Origin of the sequence: Pelomonas sp. V22 (assembly GCF_030014915.1) — a bacterium.
In the GTDB taxonomy this organism is placed as follows: domain Bacteria; phylum Pseudomonadota; class Gammaproteobacteria; order Burkholderiales; family Burkholderiaceae_C; genus JAUASW01.
In genome coordinates this window covers 538,454-554,449 of the sequence record NZ_JAGIXS010000001.1, presented here as the reverse complement: position 1 = coordinate 554,449, position 15,996 = coordinate 538,454, and the positions used below count along the sequence as shown (strand labels likewise).

The following is a 15,996-nucleotide window of genomic DNA, read 5'->3' as shown; positions in this document are numbered from 1 at the left end:
CGCGCCTCAGCGGCGCTCCCCCGCAAGACCTGGCCCCCATTGTTCAGCGCCATCCTGGCGTTGGCGCTGAGCCTCGACGTGCATGCGCAAACCTCGGTGCCGCCGGCACCCGCTCCGGCTGCCAGTGCACCGGGGCAAGCCGCTTCGGCCGCCCCGGCCGCATTGGTCGCACCACAGGCGGCCATGGCCGCGAGCGCGGCGAATGGCACGCAGAGCATGCCGCGCGTGGAGATCAGCGGCGCGCCGGAGTCCGACGAGAGCAACCGCCGCCGCCAGAACGCGGCCATGTCCATCTACGGCCGCGAGGAGCTGGACCGCCAGGGCGACATCGACGTCACCGACGTGCTCAAGCGCCTGCCCGGTGTCTCGATGGACAACGGCGCACCGCGCCTGCGCGGCCTCGGCGGCGGCTACACCAAGGTGCTGATCAATGGCGAGGACGCGCCCCCGGGCTTCTCGCTGGACAGCCTGGCCCCAGGCGACGTCGAGCGCATCGAGATCATCAAGGGCGCGACCGCCGAGTTCCCCGGCGTGGCCGGCACCATCAACATCGTGCTGCGCGAGCCACCGCGTTCGCGCAGCCGCGAATGGCGCGGTGGCCTCAACTACCGCGCGGTCCAGCCCGGCGGCAGCCAGGCCTTCCAGTGGGGGGATCGTATCGACGGCTTCTCCTTCGTGGTGCCGGTCAGCGTGTCCCGCACGGCGCAGGGCACCGAGTACTTGAGTGACCGTCTCTCGCGCACGCCGGCCGGCGAGGTGCAGGAGCAGGCCATCCATGGCGAGGACGTGGGCCGCAGCAGCAGCGGCCAGATCGCGCCGCGCATGCAGTGGAAGCTCAACGACCTGGATACGCTGACCGCCGGTGCCTTCTACCAGCACAACAAGTCGCGCAGCCACAGCCAGCGCGACTTCACCACGTTGCAGGGCACACCCTGGCTGACTGCCAGCGATGGCTCGCAGTCGCAGGGCGAGAGCGAGGTGAGCCGCCTCAACGGCCAGTGGCAGCACAAGTTCAAGGAGGGCGGCAAGGTCGAGCTCAAGGCCTCCTGGCAGGACACCGACCGCACCACGCTCGGCCACTACCAGTCGCTGCGCACCGATGGCAGCGTGCCTGTCATGCGGGATTCGCGCACCGAGTTCGCGGAGTCGCGCAGCCTCGTAGGCGCGCGCTGGAACCAGCCGCTCGGTGAGGAGCACACGCTCGTCATGGGCATCGACGTGGAAAGCCGCGAGCGCGACGAACTGCGCCGGGTCTGGGACTTCGGCGTCGAGCGTCTGGACAGCGCCACCGGCATCCCGTTCGCGGCCGACATCAACCAGACCGCCGTCTTCGTGCAGGACGAGTGGACGCTCAGCGAGCGCTGGTCCTTTCTTCCGGGCGTGCGCGTGCAGGAGGTGCGCACCCGCAGCAGCGATGGCAGTGGGCCGATCAACAACCTCGCGCGCACCACCTCGCCGGTGCTGCACGTCAACTACCGCTTCGACCCCAAGGGCCGCGACCAGATCCGCGCCAGCGTGACGCGCAGTTTCAAGCTGCCCGACCTCAATTCACTGGTGGCGCGCTATGTGCTGAACGGCAACTACGAGCGCGATGTGACCAACACGCCCATCGCGGCGGACCGCGCAGGCAACCCGCTGCTCAAGCCCGAACTGTCAACAGGCTTCGACCTGCACTACGAGCACTACCCCTCGAGTGGCGGCATCTTCAGCATGGGCCTGTTCTACCGCCGCATCGACGGCCTGACCCGCCAGCGCATCAGCCTGGAAGAGCATCCGGCACCGGGCGTGGTCGATGTGCCGCGCTGGGTCTCGCGCCCGGTCAACCTGGCACAGGCCACGACCATGGGCCTGGAGTTCGAGGTCAAGGGCCGGGGCGAGGACTGGCTGCCGATGTTCTTCCGCCGGGGCCGCGACAGTGGCTTGCAACTGCGCGCCGCCTTCAACCTCTACCGTTCGCGCGTGGAGCAGGTTGAAGGGCCGGACAACCGGCTCGAATCGCAGCCGCCCTGGCTCGCCAACATGGGCTTTGACTGGCGCCTGCCCGGCTACGCGGCCTGGACCGTGGGTGGCAGTCTGGTGATGCAGCCCGGCTACCGCACCATTCAGACCGACCGTCAGATCGCCCGGCGCAGTGCCGTGCGCACGCTCGATGCCTTCGTCTCCTGGCGCATGGACCGCATGACCCAGGTGCGCCTCGGCCTCGCAAACATGCTGGCTCCCGACAATGTCTTCTCCAGCAGCGTGATGGACCTGGACGGTTTCTCGGCCGGCAGCACCACGCGGCGCAACAGCCTGCGGGCCGTCAATCTCAGCTGGGTGCTGAGGTTCTGATGCGGGGCAGGGCGAGGCTGGGCAGAAAGTGCTCCGGAATCCCGGACAATCCGCTCATCATCGATTTTCTGAAGCTTCACTCTCATGAGCGATACCGCCGCCAAGCCTGAACTGCCCGACCACCTGTCCGTCGACCCGCGTAGCCCGCACTACAACGCCGCCGTCGTCGAGTTTGACATCGGCATCCGCTTCAACGACAAGGAGCGTTTCGACGTCGAGGAATACTGCCTCAGCGAGGGCTGGATCAAGGTGCCGGTGGGCCGCAAGGTCGACCGTCAGGGCCGGCCGCTGACGATCAAGCTCAAGGGCAAGGTCGAGGCCTTCTACAAGTAAGGCAAGCCGCTGCTGCGGCTCAGGCCTTCAGCGGCATCAGCACGCAGCGCAGCCAGACATTGGTGCCGGGCTCGACCTGGTAGTTCAGCAGGAACTTTTCGGCCGTGGAATTGCGCTTGACGAAGCGCAGGCCGAGGAGCTGGCCGAAGTCGCCGAGCGGTCGCTGCCAGGCGGTCTCGACGACGCCGTTGAACCAGGTCACCGCATCCTCGGCTTCCTCGCCCATCAGCAGCACCACGTCGTGCCGGGCGGCGCTGAGGTCTTCGCCGGCGCTGACCAGCACCTGCAGGCCGCCATCGCTGATGTTCATCACCAGGCCGGCCGGTGCCTTGTTGAACTCCACCTTGCGAAAGGCCCAGTCGGGCAGCAGGCCGCGCTCATTGGTCGGCGAGAAGAAGCTCACGCGGGGATGCTGGCGGTGTTCGGCAAAGTCCTCGGCCATCAATGGGCTCCTGGGTCAGGGCGTTGGGGGCGAAATGCAGGCCGCATCATCGCCCAGCACGGGGCTGCAGAGGCTGCCACCCGGGTAAGTCCCAGCGTGGGATGAGGCGGATTGCTTCAAGCTAACAATTGATATCAATCCGGGGCACCGTTTCTTGATTCCATCGCCTGCCACCCTCGATCCCATGCGTAGCTTCGGCTTTCTGCTGAAGGACTTGTCGCGCCTGTATTCCAGCAACTTCGAGCGCCATGCCGCGCCGCTGGGCCTCACGCTGCCCCAGTGCAAGCTGCTCGGCTACCTGCAGCGCAACGAGGGCATCTCGCAGTCGCGCCTTGCTTTCCTGACCGACACCGACCCGATGACGCTCAGCCGCCTGGTCGATCGCATGGCGGCCGAGGGTCTGGTCGAGCGCCGGCCCGACCCGACCGACCGCCGCGCCCGTCGGCTCTACCTCTGCGAAAGCGCCTTGCCGGTGCTGGACGAGATTTGGCGGCTCTCCGATGTGGCGCGCGGCGAGGCCATGAGCGGCCTCAGCGTCAACGACCGCAGCCTGCTGATACAGCTGATGCAGCGTGTCCGCGCCAACCTGGATGCGCTGATGCCTGGCGTCGCCGATGACAACGGCCTCGCCATCCGGCCGACCGGGCGTGCCCGGCAGTCGGTCTGACCGAGTCGAGGCCTGCCCATGATCCGGCGCTCCCTGCTGATCTTGACCCCGCTTCTGTTCGTCGCCTGTGCCCAGGCGCCCAAGCCGCCCTTGCTGGCCGGCGAGTGGCTGCCGCAGAGCGCCCAACTGGCCGGCCAGGAATTCCCGGTCAGCAATTTCCGGGGCGCCAGCCTCAACCTCACGGCGAGCAGCTATGAGTTCGCCGGCGACAAGGGCAGCTACAGCCTGCTGCCGGGTGCCGAGCTGCCGGCCCGCATCGACATCCAGGGCCAGCAAGGGCCGAACGCCGGCCGCCTGATACCGGCCATCTACCGGCTTGAAGACGAAGTCCTGACCCTCTGCTACCAGCTCGCGCCGGGCGCTGCGCGGCCCACCGAGTTCGCCTCGCCCAAGGGCTCGCGCATCTTGCTGGTGCGCTACCAGCGCTTGCGCTGACGGCTTACCGCAACGGGGGTCACGCCGGCGTCATCAGGGCCGGCCACCATGCCGGGCGAATCCATAGCAGGAGTCGCCATGAGCCCCATGTCAGAAGAATCCGGCGCGAGCCTGCGCGTGCGCACCGCCTGGATCTCGGACCTGCACCTGGGCACGCCGGGCTGCCAGGCCGAGGCCTTGCTCGACTTCCTGCGCGAGCTCGATTGCGAAACGCTCTACCTGGTCGGCGACATCATCGACGGCTGGCAGCTGCGCCGCAGCTGGTACTGGCCGCAAAGCCACAACGACGTGGTGCAGAAGATCCTGCGCAAGGCCCGCAAAGGCACGCGGGTGGTCTTCGTGCCCGGCAACCACGACGAGTTCGCGCGCCGCTATGTGGCGCACAACTTCGGTGGCGTCGACGTGGTCGATGAATGCATCCACGTCACGGCGGACGGCCGCCGGCTCTGGATCACGCATGGCGACCTGTTCGACGGCGTCATCCAATGCGCCAAGTGGCTGGCCTATGTGGGCGATGCGGCCTACGAGTTCACGCTGAAGATGAACCGCCACCTGAACCGCCTGCGCGGCCGCCTCGGACTGCCGTACTGGAGCCTCTCGCGCTACCTGAAGCTCAAGGTCAAGCGTGCGGTCAGCTATGTCTCGGACTTCGAGGAGGCCGTGGCCCGCGAGGCCCGCAAGCGCGGCGTGCACGGCGTGGTCTGCGGCCACATCCACCATGCCGAGATCCGCGAGATCGACGGCGTGCTCTATTGCAATGATGGCGACTGGGTCGAGAGCCTCACGGCCCTGGTCGAGCATGCCGATGGCCGGCTCGAGATCCTCGACTACAGCGCCCGCTCTGACGTGCACCGCCTGATCGAGAAGTTGAAAGGCGAGCTGGCCCCGGTGGAAGGCGCGCTCGGCTAGGCCTGCCTTCGGTACCAGCGGTCCAGCGCCGCTTCATGGGCCAGCGCGCGGGCCTCGCCCTGCGGCCGCCATCGTTCGTGGCTCCAGGCGGCCCGGGCGATGAAGTCCAGCCAGCCCAGGTGACGGCGCAGCACGCGCTGCTGGCGATGGGCGATCAAGGGATTGAAGATGCCGTGGCGCGAGAACAGCTGGCGCGGGTTCTTCTTGATCCACAGCCAGGAGCCCATCTCCAGCGTCAGCGGCAGAAAGGCCTGCTCGGCATGTTCGGCGCGGCTCGCCAGGTAGAGGTGGTCCCAGAGGTCGCCGTGGCAGAGGTACTGGCGGCTCTGCGGCTCCATCGTGTAGCGGTGGTGCAGGAGCGTGCGGTCCTGCATCTCGGCCAGGGCCTGCAGTTCGGCCAGATGGGCTATGGGCCGCGCCGTGTGGGCGAACGGGAACCAGATGCGGTCCACGAAGCCGAAGCCCGAATGGCAGTCCACCGCGATGCTGAAGCGGTGCGGCAGCAGCTGCTGCTCGACGAAGGCGCAGAGGGCAGCGCTCTCCTGTTCCATCGGCGCGCCTTCAGCGCCGCGATACCAAGGCAGGCGCGGGCTGATGCGCTGGCCGCCCACCAGGGCCGGCGCGCCGGCCTCGGCCGAGATCGGCCCGTTGCGCATCAGGTCCACGCCGCGCGGGTTGGCTCGGGTGCCGAGGAGCAGGCCGCCGGGATTGACCAGGGGCATGAAGACGAGGCGCATCGAAGCCAGCATGCGGTGCAGGCTCTCGTCCCATTGCAGCCGCGTCACCAGGCTGGTCAGGAAGGCCAACACCACCTCGCTGCCTATGCGCTCCAGCCCATGCACACCGCCGAAGTAGCCCACGGCGGGCAGCGCCGGGTCGGCATTGCCGAGCGTGAAGGCCAGCAGCGGCAGCTCGCGCTCGCCCAGGGTCACGCGGCCCAGCTCATGCAGCTGCAGCGCGCCGCCGGCCTGGTCGTGGAGCTGCAGGAGCTGCTCGAGCTCGGGAAGGGCTTGGTTTGTCGTCACCTTGGGCTGCCATCGTGCCGCCATCAAGTTGTCATCTGATGACGCGAGCATGACCCCGTTGCATTCCCGCGACCGAGAGTTCCATGCAGACATCCACCCGACAGCGCCTGGTCCAGCAGGTCTTCGTCACGGCCGCCTTGATCGCTGGCCTGCGCGAATGCCTGGCCCTGGCCTGGGCCCAGCGCCACCGCCGCCGCGCCTAGGCGCGAACGCGGCGCTGCAACCGCTACCATGCGGGCAGTTTCAAGACTGCCCCGCCCATGTACGCGAAATTCTTCGGCCTGCAACAGGAGCCGTTCTCCATCGCGCCCGACCCCCGCTACCTCTTCATGAGCGAGCGGCACCGCGACGCCCTGGCCCACCTGCTCTACGGCCTGCGCGGCGGTGGCGGCTTCGTGCTGCTGACCGGCGAGATCGGCGCGGGCAAGACCACGGTCTGCCGCTGCTTCCTGGAGCAGATCCCCGAGGGCTGCAACGTCGCCTACATCTTCAATCCCAAGCTCACGGTCCACGAGCTCCTGAAGACGGTCTGCGAAGAGTTCCACGTCGCTCACGAGCATCCGGCCGGCGAGGCGGTGACGGTCAAGCAGTACATCGACCCGCTGAACGAGTTCCTGCTGCGCACTCATGGCCAGGGCCAGAGCAATGTGCTGATCATCGACGAGGCCCAGAACCTCTCGGCCGAGGTGCTGGAGCAACTGCGCTTGCTGACCAACCTCGAGACCAATGAGCGCAAGCTCTTGCAGATCGTGCTGATCGGCCAGCCCGAGCTGCGCGGCATGCTGGCGCGGCCCGAGCTGGAGCAGCTGGCGCAGCGCGTGATCGCGCGCTTCCACCTGGAGGCTTTGTCTGAAGGCGAGGCCGCGCAGTACATCCAGCACCGGCTCGGCGTGGCCGGCTTCACGGGCCCGCTGCCGTTCGACAAGGCGGCACTGCGGCGCATCCACCGGCTGACGCGTGGCGTGCCCCGTCGCATCAATCTGCTGTGCGACCGCGCCTTGCTGGCCGCCTACGCGCTGTGCCGCCACCAGGTCGACCGCAAGACGCTGGACCGCGCGGCCGCCGAGGTCTTCGAGGGCGCGGGCCAGGCCGTGTCCAGGCAGCGCTGGATCTGGCCCCTGGCCTTGGCCGGCCTGCTCGGCGCCGCCGGCGTGCTGGCGGTGACGGCCAAGCGCCTGAGCCCTGAAGAGAAGCCTCCGGTGATGGCGTCCGCCGCGGCGAGCGTGCCGCTGCCAGCCTCGGCGCCGGCCCGCTCAGCGGTTCCGGCAGCGATCAGCGAGGGCCCCATCGCCTCGTTGCGCAGCGAGGCCGAGGCCTGGAGCCTGCTGGCCGCCGCCTGGCGACTGGAGTGGCCGATCGACAACCAGCCCTGCCAGGCTTGGCGCCAGCTGGCAGCGCCGGTGCTGTGTTTCAAGAGCAATGAGGGCGGCCTCAACCTGCTGCGCCAGCTGGGCCGGCCGGCCGTGCTGACCCTGCACGACGAGGACGGCCAGATCGGCTACGTGACGCTCACCGGTCTCGGTGAGGGCCATGCCGTGCTGCGTGCCGGCGAGCAGCAGCAGGTGGTGAGCTTGCTGTCGCTGAGCAAGCAATGGCGGGGCGAGTTCGTCACCTTGTGGCGCTCGCCGCCCGGTTTCACGGCAGGCCGCAGCAGCATCAACGAAGAGCTGGCGGCCTGGATCGATCAGCAGTTGCTGCGCGTGTTCAAGGAGCCGCGCGCTGCGGCCGCCTCGGCGCCCGACGCCGCCAGCTTGCAGGCCCGCGTCGCTACCTTCCAGCGCTCGCGGGGGCTGCGCGCCGACGGTCTGGCCGGGCCTATCACCCTGATGCAACTGGGCCGGGCGGCCCAGGCTTTCGACGAGCCGCCGCTGCCCGCTGCCGTGCCGACGAAGTAGAAGAGAACAGAGTCATGTCCTTCATCCTTGACGCCTTGCGCCGCGCCGATTCCGAACGGGAGCGTGGCCGCGTGCCGGGCCTGCATGCCCAGCCGTCGAACGCGATGAGCGCCGATGGTGCTGTAACGGGCGAGGGTCGGCGTGCCGGCTGGAATGGGGCGCAATGGCTGGCCGCTGCACTGGTGGCCCTGGCCTTGCTGTTGCTTGGGGGCTGGCTGTCGCTGCGCTTGAGCGAGCCCAGGCCCGAGGGCCTTGCGCCCGCGCCCACAGCTGCGCCGCCGCAGCCCGCGCCGCAGCAGTTGCCGCCAATGAATGTGCCGACCGTCGTCCAGGCGCCGGTCGTGAGTCAGCCGCAGGTGGCTGTGGTAGCGCCTCCGGTTCAGCCCGCCGCCTCTGCAGCCGCAAAGGACCAGCCGGTGCCGCTGCTCAGCGAACTGCCTGCCGAGCTGCGCAGCCAGATCCCGGCATTGACGTCCGGCGGCAGCATGTATTCGGAGACACCGGCCAACCGCATGCTGATACTCAATGGCCAGCTGCTGCATGAGGGCGACCTGGTGGCCGGCAAGCTGGTGCTGGAGGAGATCCGCCTCAACGGCGCCGTGCTCTCGCTGAAGGGTCAGCGCTTCCGCATCAGCTACTGAGCGCTGATGCGGCTTCAGCCGCCATGCGGCTCGATGACGCGCTCGATGCGGCGGTCTGGCACCAGCCAGATCAGCGCGGCCAGCACGTAGAGCGCCTGCGGTACCCAGGGCACGCAGAAGGACAGCACGATGCCGCTGATGTAGATCAGCGGCGAGAGCTTGCCCTTCCAGTCCGAGCCAAGGGCCCGGCTCAGCACCGAGCTCGAGCCATCGGCCGCGATGATGCGCAGCTGCAGGATGTAGTACGAGATCGCCGCCATCAGGAGCACGAAGCCGTAGACGGCCGAGGGCAGGGCGGCAAAGTGGTTCTCGCCCATCCAGCCGGTGGCAAAGGGCAGCAGCGACAGCCAGAACAGCAGGTTGAGGTTGGCCCACAGCACGCCGCCCGACACATGCTTGGCCGCATGCAGCAGATGGTGGTGGTTGTTCCAGTAGATGCCCACATAGATGAAGCTCAGCACATAGCTGAGAAAGGGCGGCATCAGGGGGCCAAGGGCCGAGATCTCGGAGCCATGCGGCACCTTCAACTCCAGCACCATGATGGTGATGATGATGGCCAGCACGCCATCGCTGAATGCTTCGAGCCGGGTCTTGCCCATTGTCGCCCTTTTGAAAAGTGGGTGGCGGCACCATACCACCCGCTTCAGGCGCTCAGGTCCCGTCAGGCCGCGTCTTCGTCGCGCAGGTTCAGCCGCTCCAGGCGGTAGCGCAAGGTGTCGCGCGAGATGCCCAGCAGCTTGGCTGCTTGCGTGACATTGCTGCCGCTTCGCTGCAGGGCACGTTGCACCAGGCGGCGCTCAGCGCGCTCGAGATTGAGATCGTCTGCGTCGTCGTCATCGCCGCTGCCCTGCGGCAGCTGTTGGCTGCTCGCAGTTGACAGGAATCCGAACTCACGGAGCCCGATGCGAGGCCCTGGCGCAAGCAGCAGGGCTTGTTCGATGGCATTGCGCAGTTCTCGCACATTGCCCGGCCAGGGGTAGCGCTGCAGCGGCAGCAGCAACTCCTCGCCGAGTTCGGGCAGCTCGCGCCGGTAGCGCTGGGCATGCCATTGCAGGAAATGCCGGGCCAGCAGCAGCACGTCGGTGCCGCGCTCCCGCAGGGCGGGCACCGGCACTTCGATGATGCGCAGGCGGAAGTACAGATCGGCCCGGAAGCGTCCCTCGCGCACCATTTGCTCCAGCGGGCGGTGCGTGGCTGCAATCACGCGCACATTGGCCCGCTGCTCGCGGATGCCGCCCAGGCGGCGAAAGCTGCGGTCCTCCAGCAGCTTCAGCAGCTTGACCTGGGTGGCCGGGTCGGCCTCGCCGATTTCGTCGAGGAAGAGCGTGCCGCCGCTGGCGGCCTCCACCAGGCCGATCTTGCGCTGGCGGGCGTCTGTGAAGGCGCCTTTTTCGTAGCCGAACAGCTCGGCCTCGATCAGCTGCGGGGGCAGGGCGCCGCAGTTCAGTTCCACGAAGGGTTGGCTCGCGCGAGCACCGCCGAAATGCAGGGCGCGCGCCACCAGCTCCTTGCCGGTGCCCGTCTCGCCCTGGATCAGCACGCTGGGTGGGTTGTCGTCCGACAGCTGCCGCTCCGCGCCGACTATCAGACATATGCGCTCTCGCAGGGCCGTGACCTGGGAGGACTCGCCGATGATCTTGTCCAGGCCGCTGTGATCTGCCTCGCGCTGGCGGTAGTACTCGACACGGCTTTGCAGCCGACTTTGAGCGAGCAGCCGTTCGAGCAGCAGGCGGAGTTCACTCAGCGCCAGCGGCTTGGCCAGGTAGTCGGCAGCGCCCTGCTTGATGGCCGAGACGGCCAGTTCGATGCCGCCGTTGCCGGTCATCAACACGACGCGGGCTTCGGCATCCATCGCGCGCAGCTTGACCAGCGCGTCCAGCCCGGTCTGGCCCGGCAGGTTGTGGTCCAGCAGCACGATGTCAGGCCGGAAGCTGGGGTAGAGATCGAGGCCTTCCTCGGCGGAGCCGGCGATTTGCGTGGTCCAGCCCAGGCGCTGCAGGTAGGTCGCGATGTTGCGGGCCAGCACGGCCTCGTCATCGATGATGAGAATGGCCTGCCCGGACACGGCGGGCTTCTCTGGCAAGTCGGAGCGCGAGGCGGTGTTCAAGCGGCGGCCCCCGTCGTGTCGGCCGGCAGTTCGGTCACGGGCAGATGCAGTGTCACGCGCGTGCCCTGGCCTGCAGGACTGTGCAGTTCGACATCGCCGCCCAGCCGCTTCAGGATGCGCTGCGACAGGGCCAGGCCGAGGCCCAGGCCTCGGGGCTTGGTGGTGTAGAAGGGCTTGAACAGGTTCTGCATTTGCGCAGCGCCTATGCCTGCGCCGCTGTCAACGAGTGTGATGAGGGCCTGCTGCCCCCGGCGCGATGCTTGCAAGCTGATGCGGTCACCGGCCTGGGTGGCCTCGGCCGCGTTGGCGAGCAGGGAATTGAACACCTGGGCCAGCACCATGGGATCGGCGGCCACCTTGCCCAACTCCTGGGGCATGTCGATCAAGAACTGCTTGCCCTGGCTCTTCAGCTCTGGGGCAAACCGGGTCACGGCATCCCGCAGCACGGCCGCGAGGTCGGCGCTGGTCTGGTGTTCCGAGGGATCGCTGGCGTAGGTGAGCAGGGTGCGCACCAGATGTTCGATGCGATCAACGTTGCGCATGGTTTCTGCATGCACCTCTGCCTGTTCGCCACCCAGTTCGTGGTGTAGTTCGGCCGAGGTTCGAATCGAGACCAGCGGGTTGCGGATGCTGTGTGCCACGGCGGCCGAGAGCTCCCCGACGATGGCCAGCGCTTCGGCCTCGATCAGCCGGCGACGTTGGTCCTGCAAGGCTCGCTCGGTATGGCGCACGAAGCCAACCAGGATCAGGAACAGCATGGCTCCACCTGCCACGGCGCCAAGCTGCATCAGGTGCTGGCCTGCGCGGATCGCGGCAAACAGGGCATCCGGCTGTCGATAGAGCTCGATCACGCCGATCAGCTCCTTGCCACTCTGGTCGAAGACCGGGAGGTAGTCTTCGACGAACATGACGTCGGCGCGCAAGCCCTGGTGTTCGGCCTTGTGTGCCTTGTTGGCTTCTTCCTCATCCTCTTCCTCGCGGTTGACGACCACGCGCCCACGCAGGGCTGCGTCCAGCTCGTCGTTGGATGGGAAGGTCTTCCCGATGAGCTCGGCTCTGCTGGACCACAACACCCGGCGGTTGGTTGCATAGACATTGGCGCGCAGCACGTCGGGCATGGCAGCGACGTGGGCGAAGAATTCGGTGACTTCCTTGCTCTCCGGGCCGTCGGGGTCCTTGAAGAAGCTGCCGACCTGCTGGATGTTGGCGATGCTCTGCACGAAGTCGCGGCTGAGCGCCGCATCGCGTTCGAGCATCCGGGTCGCGAGGTAGTTGCTGAGCAGCCAGGCCATGCCCAGGCTGAACAGTCCGATGGACAGGGCACCCACCAGCGCGAACCAGCGTGTGAGGCCGAGGCCGGTGGTGGGGTCGATCAGGCGTTGCGGCCAACGGCTGCTGGAACTGGAAGAGGCAGGGGGCATGAATACGGGCTCCTTGTCGCCCGAAATATTGCCACCCTGTCCCCTCGCCAGCCTTACGGCCGCGGCTCTTACTTGCTGAAGTTCGGTTGAACCTTGGCGTCGGCGCCCAGCACCACCGTGCAACTCGGCGCGCTGCCGCTGCAGGCGCCGCTCCAGCCGAGGAAGCTGGCGCCAGCGAGCGGTACTGCCGTCAGTGTGACCGCCGTGCCCAGCGTGTACTTCGCCGTGCAGGTGTCGCCACAACTGATGCCTGCGGGGCTGCTCACGACGCTACCCGTCTTGGACTTGGTGACCGTCAGCGTGGCGCCGGAAACCGCGCCGCCGCCGCCGCCACCACCACCACCACCACCACCGGCAACAGCGCTGAACTGGGCTGAGACCGACTTCTCGGCATCGAGCCGCACGGTGCAGCTCAGGGCGTTGCCGGCGCAGGCACCGGACCACAGCGCGAGGGCATTGCCGGAATCCGGCTTGGCCGTCAGCGTGACCGTGGTGCCGGGCGGGTAGACGCCGTAGCACTTGCTGCCACAGCTGAAGACCTTGTCCGAGGACGACACGCTGCCGGCGCCTGCGACGCTGACGCGCAGGGCGTTCAGGTCCAGGTTGGCTGCTGCGTTTTGCGCGCCGATGGCATCGCCTAGCTCTCCCGGGCTGGGCGCGGTGCAGGTGCCATCCGCGCACAAGGCCTCGTTGGTGATCGGGTCGAAGGCCCCGGCGTACTTGTAGTGTTCGTAGCGGCGCACCACGGCATGCTTGCCATTGCCGAGGTTGCCCTGGTTCACCAGCTTGCCGCGCCGGCGCTGATTGCCGCCCGAGGGGGGCTCTTGCTGAAGCAGCGTCCAGCTGACTTCCTGATGTGCGGCATCGGCGGCGACGACGGCGCGGTTGTCACCCATCAGCTCATGCAGATCGACCTTGCGGTCGAGCTCGTTCTTGTAGACCTTGACCCACTGTGCCTCGCCGTACTTCGGCACCGGCGCGGGCGGTGCTGGCTGCACCTGAACCTCAGCCACCACCACGGGCGGCAGCGCCGGATCGGCCGGTGGCTGCGCTGTCCAGATTGGCGCTGGCAGTGATACATCGGTGCCTGCTCGGATCAGTTGCCCAGGGTTGGCCGGGTCCGGCAGCAGCCAGCGGTACAGGATGCGGGTCGGGTTGACATAGCTCGTGCTGATGCCGAAATGCTCGCAGCCCGCCGTCGCGTAGGTGCCGGGCATGCCCAGCGTCCAGCAGGACTCGCCGGGCACGGTGCTGCGGTTCACCGGCTTGGGCGTGCAAGACGTGAAGCGCCCTGAAGCGGCGTCATAGGGCGACATCCAGCGCACATAGGTGCCGCCTGGGAAGTCCGTGGCCTTGCCGAAGCCGTAGCGAATCACGCTGGCATCGAAGTTCGACGGGAAGATGCGGCTCAGCTGGGCGGCGTTCACGCCCCAGACCTCCATCTCGAAGCCGCAAGCCTCGCCGCCGGTGTTGTTCAGCACATCGAAGTTCTGGTACGAGCCTGCCATGACCACCGCTTGAGCGCGGGCCTGGAAGGTGGGGGCGAGCAGCAGCAGGGCGAGGGCCAGGGGCTTGAGCCGCTGCCGGCGGCCGGCTTGGGGCGAGTGCATGCTTGTCATGGTGTCTCCTGTCGGTCGGGTTACTTTGCGGGGCTGGCGACGCGGACGCGCAGGTTGTCCAGCGCGAGGTGGTTCCAGTCCTTGCCATTGCTGTCGAAGGCGAGGGCGACGTAGTCGACCAGGCCGGTGTAGTTGGGCCGGATCATCGTGGGCGCGCCGGTGAAACGGATGCGGCCGCCCTTCTTGTCGGTCAGGCCGTTGTAGACCGTCTTGCCCTTGAGGTAGAGCACGAAATAGACGTCGCCCACGGCGTCCAGGCCGCGGCGGCTCCAGAGGTCGATGCCATCGAAATAGAAGGGCGTGCCGTCGCTGTGGCGCCAGTAGGTGCCATTGCTGGAGCCCATGGCCAGGTACTTGTTGCCGGTGACCTCGTTGGTCATGTAGTAGTAGCTCGACGACCAGTCGAAGCCGCCATAGCCGTCCGGCAAATTGGCGGCAAAGGCAGGCTTGGGCAGTTCGTCGAAGGCCAGCAGTTGCGAGCCATAGCTCTGCGCCTGTGCCGTGGCGGCCAGCATCAGGCCGGTGGCAAGGAGGGATATGCGGTGGAGCGTGCGGGTCATGGCGTTCTCGTCGAGATGGGCAGTTGCGATGCCTTGAGTGGCGCAAATCGCATGCCAGCCATCAATCCGTCCCGGCGCTGATGTGAATCAACGACTTGGCGAGCCTCCGCCTAGCTTGTGCGGGGCAAATCGCGCAATGGGGCTGGGGCTTATCCCCCACTCCATCACGGTGGCGAGCCTTTCGATAAGGCCCGATCCCCTGCCTGACTCAAAGCTTGGCTATCGTGCGGGCAGACCGGGCCATGCGAGAAGTCATGTTTTTTAGGGTTCTTGATCAAGGTCATGCGTTGCTGTGGTGGCGCACCAGAAATGCATCACAGAATGCGCGACAGAGACCTCATGCGGGGCCAGCGCGTGTCAGACGGAGTCGATGAATGCTGAAGAAGATCCCGACCGCCCAGGTCCGCACCGGCATGTTCATTCATGCGCTGGATGGTCCTTGGCTGGCGCACCCGTTCTGGAAAACCAAGTTCGTGCTGGAGGAACCCGCTGACCTTGCTGCCTTGCAAGGGAGCAAGGTGCCTGCCGTCTGGATCGACGTGAGCAAAGGGCACGACCTGGAGGCCGAGGCCGAACTGCATGCGCCCCCAGAACCTGCGGCATCTGCAGCCGAGGAGCTTCCCCCGAGTCGCGAGGCCTCGACCCGGAGCACGGGTCGCGTCACCAGCGCCGCCGAGATGTCGCGTGCTGCAGCCCTGGTGAACCGCTCACGCCAGCAGGTGATGACGCTGTTTGGCGAGGCGCGCCTCGGCAAGGCCGTTGATGCCGAGCAATGCCTGCCCCTGGTCGAGGACGTGGCCAATTCGGTGGCGCGCAATCCGTCGGCGCTCATCAGCCTCGCGCGGCTCAAGACCAAGGACGACTACACCTACATGCACTCGGTGGCCGTATGTGCCCTGATGGTGGCGCTGGCCCGCCAGCTCGGCCTGGACGAGGCGAAAACCCGCGAGGCCGGCCTCGCAGGCTTGCTGCACGACGTGGGCAAGATGATGATGCCGCTTGGCGTGCTGAACAAGCCGGGCCAGCTGACCGATGACGAGTTCAATCTGATGCGCTCGCACCCGGTGCGCGGCTACGAGGCGCTGAAGGAAGGCGGGGCCGTGCCCGAATCGGCGCTGGACGTCTGCCTGCACCACCACGAGAAGATGGACGGCACGGGCTATCCGCACAAGCTCGCCGGCGAGCAGATCAGCCTGCTGGCGCGCATGGGCGCGGTCTGCGATGTCTACGACGCCATCACCTCGACCCGGCCCTACAAGGCCGCCTGGGATCCGGCCGGCTCGGTGCAGCGCATGGCGCAGTGGCAGGGGCATTTCGACCCGGCCGTGTTCCAGGCCTTCGTCAAATGCGTGGGCATCTATCCGCTGGGCACGCTGGTGAAGCTGCAGTCAGGGCGCTTGGCCGTGGTGGTGGACCAGCACCCGAGCAACCTGGTGGCGCCCACGGTCAAGGTCTTCTTCTCGACCAAGTCGCAGCTGCCCATTCCGGTGGAGTTGCTGGACCTGACGCGCGGCAGCGACCGCATCGTCGGGCGCGAGCAGCCGGCCGACTGGGGTTTCAAGAACATCGACGATTTCTGGTCGCAGCAGGACGGGCGCTGAGCGCCGCTGG

Annotated in this window: 15 protein-coding genes; 8 read left to right on the top strand and 7 right to left on the bottom strand. The window is 67.4% G+C overall.

The window, feature by feature from the left end; translation table 11 throughout:
* Positions 1–39: 39 nt before the first annotated feature.
* Entirely contained in the window at positions 40–2,331 is a 2,292-nt protein-coding gene (locus J7U46_RS02440) for a TonB-dependent receptor (RefSeq protein ID WP_282823229.1), read from the top strand.
* 84 nt (positions 2,332–2,415) lie between these two features.
* Positions 2,416–2,664: a DUF3297 family protein gene (locus tag J7U46_RS02435; RefSeq protein ID WP_282823228.1), complete on the top strand. Its 249-nt coding sequence runs from the start codon at positions 2,416–2,418 to the stop codon at positions 2,662–2,664.
* A 19-nt stretch (positions 2,665–2,683) separates the two neighbouring features.
* Here J7U46_RS02435 and J7U46_RS02430 read toward each other — a convergent pair whose 3' ends face one another.
* Positions 2,684–3,106, bottom strand: a complete 423-nt coding sequence (locus J7U46_RS02430) for a hypothetical protein (RefSeq protein ID WP_282823227.1) — start codon at positions 3,104–3,106, stop codon at positions 2,684–2,686.
* A 184-nt stretch (positions 3,107–3,290) separates the two neighbouring features.
* Here J7U46_RS02430 and J7U46_RS02425 point away from each other — a divergent pair, with 184 nt between their 5' ends.
* From J7U46_RS02425 to J7U46_RS02415, 3 genes are all read left to right on the top strand, one after another.
* Positions 3,291–3,773 carry a MarR family transcriptional regulator gene (locus J7U46_RS02425; protein WP_282823226.1) on the top strand — a complete coding sequence of 161 codons (483 nt, stop codon included), beginning with the start codon at positions 3,291–3,293 and terminating at the stop codon, positions 3,771–3,773.
* An 18-nt stretch (positions 3,774–3,791) separates the two neighbouring features.
* Positions 3,792–4,208, top strand: coding sequence for a TIGR03067 domain-containing protein (locus tag J7U46_RS02420; protein WP_282823225.1), 417 nt, complete (start codon positions 3,792–3,794; stop codon positions 4,206–4,208).
* A 78-nt stretch (positions 4,209–4,286) separates the two neighbouring features.
* Positions 4,287–5,117, top strand: a complete 831-nt coding sequence (locus J7U46_RS02415) for a UDP-2,3-diacylglucosamine diphosphatase (RefSeq protein WP_282823224.1) — start codon at positions 4,287–4,289, stop codon at positions 5,115–5,117.
* Here the strand turns inward: J7U46_RS02415 and J7U46_RS02410 are convergent.
* A complete protein-coding gene (locus tag J7U46_RS02410) occupies positions 5,114–6,142 on the bottom strand; it encodes a M14 family zinc carboxypeptidase (protein WP_282823223.1) in 1,029 nt (342 codons plus the stop codon). The genes J7U46_RS02415 and J7U46_RS02410 overlap by 4 nt on opposite strands.
* A gap of 260 nt (positions 6,143–6,402) precedes the next feature.
* Between J7U46_RS02410 and J7U46_RS02405 the strand changes: the two genes are divergently transcribed.
* Together J7U46_RS02405 and J7U46_RS02400 are read left to right on the top strand one after the other, a co-directional pair.
* Positions 6,403–8,037: an AAA family ATPase gene (locus tag J7U46_RS02405; protein ID WP_282823222.1), complete on the top strand. Its 1,635-nt coding sequence runs from the start codon at positions 6,403–6,405 to the stop codon at positions 8,035–8,037.
* 14 nt (positions 8,038–8,051) lie between these two features.
* Entirely contained in the window at positions 8,052–8,678 is a 627-nt protein-coding gene (locus J7U46_RS02400; protein WP_282823221.1) for a general secretion pathway protein GspB, read from the top strand.
* Positions 8,679–8,692: 14 nt separating this feature from the next.
* Here the strand turns inward: J7U46_RS02400 and J7U46_RS02395 are convergent, their stop codons facing one another.
* The 5 genes from J7U46_RS02395 to J7U46_RS02375 form a co-directional block, all read right to left on the bottom strand.
* Entirely contained in the window at positions 8,693–9,277 is a 585-nt protein-coding gene (locus tag J7U46_RS02395) for a TMEM175 family protein (protein WP_282823220.1), read from the bottom strand.
* 62 nt (positions 9,278–9,339) lie between these two features.
* Positions 9,340–10,743, bottom strand: a complete 1,404-nt coding sequence (locus tag J7U46_RS02390; RefSeq protein WP_282823219.1) for a sigma-54 dependent transcriptional regulator — start codon at positions 10,741–10,743, stop codon at positions 9,340–9,342.
* A 38-nt stretch (positions 10,744–10,781) separates the two neighbouring features.
* Positions 10,782–12,206 carry an ATP-binding protein gene (locus J7U46_RS02385; protein ID WP_282823218.1) on the bottom strand — a complete coding sequence of 475 codons (1,425 nt, stop codon included), beginning with the start codon at positions 12,204–12,206 and terminating at the stop codon, positions 10,782–10,784.
* A gap of 68 nt (positions 12,207–12,274) precedes the next feature.
* Positions 12,275–13,825 carry a hypothetical protein gene (locus J7U46_RS02380; RefSeq protein WP_282823217.1) on the bottom strand — a complete coding sequence of 517 codons (1,551 nt, stop codon included), beginning with the start codon at positions 13,823–13,825 and terminating at the stop codon, positions 12,275–12,277.
* A 20-nt stretch (positions 13,826–13,845) separates the two neighbouring features.
* Positions 13,846–14,385 (bottom strand): hypothetical protein, encoded by a 540-nt coding sequence (locus J7U46_RS02375; RefSeq protein ID WP_282823216.1) that lies wholly within the window; start codon positions 14,383–14,385, stop codon positions 13,846–13,848.
* 374 nt (positions 14,386–14,759) lie between these two features.
* Between J7U46_RS02375 and J7U46_RS02370 the strand changes: the two genes are divergently transcribed.
* Positions 14,760–15,986: an HD-GYP domain-containing protein gene (locus tag J7U46_RS02370; protein ID WP_282823215.1), complete on the top strand. Its 1,227-nt coding sequence runs from the start codon at positions 14,760–14,762 to the stop codon at positions 15,984–15,986.
* Positions 15,987–15,996: the final 10 nt, after the last annotated feature.

Bases quoted from the DNA above. Each gene is read 5' to 3' on its own strand.
- J7U46_RS02420 (WP_282823225.1), top strand. From the start codon at position 3,792: ATGATCCGGCGCTCCCTGCTGATCTTGACCCCGCTTCTGTTCGTCGCC.
- J7U46_RS02435 (WP_282823228.1), top strand. From the start codon at position 2,416: ATGAGCGATACCGCCGCCAAGCCTGAACTGCCCGACCACCTGTCCGTC.
- J7U46_RS02380 (WP_282823217.1), bottom strand. From the start codon at position 13,825: ATGACAAGCATGCACTCGCCCCAAGCCGGCCGCCGGCAGCGGCTCAAG.
- J7U46_RS02425 (WP_282823226.1), top strand. From the start codon at position 3,291: ATGCGTAGCTTCGGCTTTCTGCTGAAGGACTTGTCGCGCCTGTATTCC.
- J7U46_RS02400 (WP_282823221.1), top strand. From the start codon at position 8,052: ATGTCCTTCATCCTTGACGCCTTGCGCCGCGCCGATTCCGAACGGGAG.
- J7U46_RS02370 (WP_282823215.1), top strand. From the start codon at position 14,760: ATGCTGAAGAAGATCCCGACCGCCCAGGTCCGCACCGGCATGTTCATT.
- J7U46_RS02395 (WP_282823220.1), bottom strand. From the start codon at position 9,277: ATGGGCAAGACCCGGCTCGAAGCATTCAGCGATGGCGTGCTGGCCATC.
- J7U46_RS02430 (WP_282823227.1), bottom strand. From the start codon at position 3,106: ATGGCCGAGGACTTTGCCGAACACCGCCAGCATCCCCGCGTGAGCTTC.
- J7U46_RS02375 (WP_282823216.1), bottom strand. From the start codon at position 14,385: ATGACCCGCACGCTCCACCGCATATCCCTCCTTGCCACCGGCCTGATG.
- J7U46_RS02385 (WP_282823218.1), bottom strand. From the start codon at position 12,206: ATGCCCCCTGCCTCTTCCAGTTCCAGCAGCCGTTGGCCGCAACGCCTG.
- J7U46_RS02405 (WP_282823222.1), top strand. From the start codon at position 6,403: ATGTACGCGAAATTCTTCGGCCTGCAACAGGAGCCGTTCTCCATCGCG.
- J7U46_RS02415 (WP_282823224.1), top strand. From the start codon at position 4,287: ATGAGCCCCATGTCAGAAGAATCCGGCGCGAGCCTGCGCGTGCGCACC.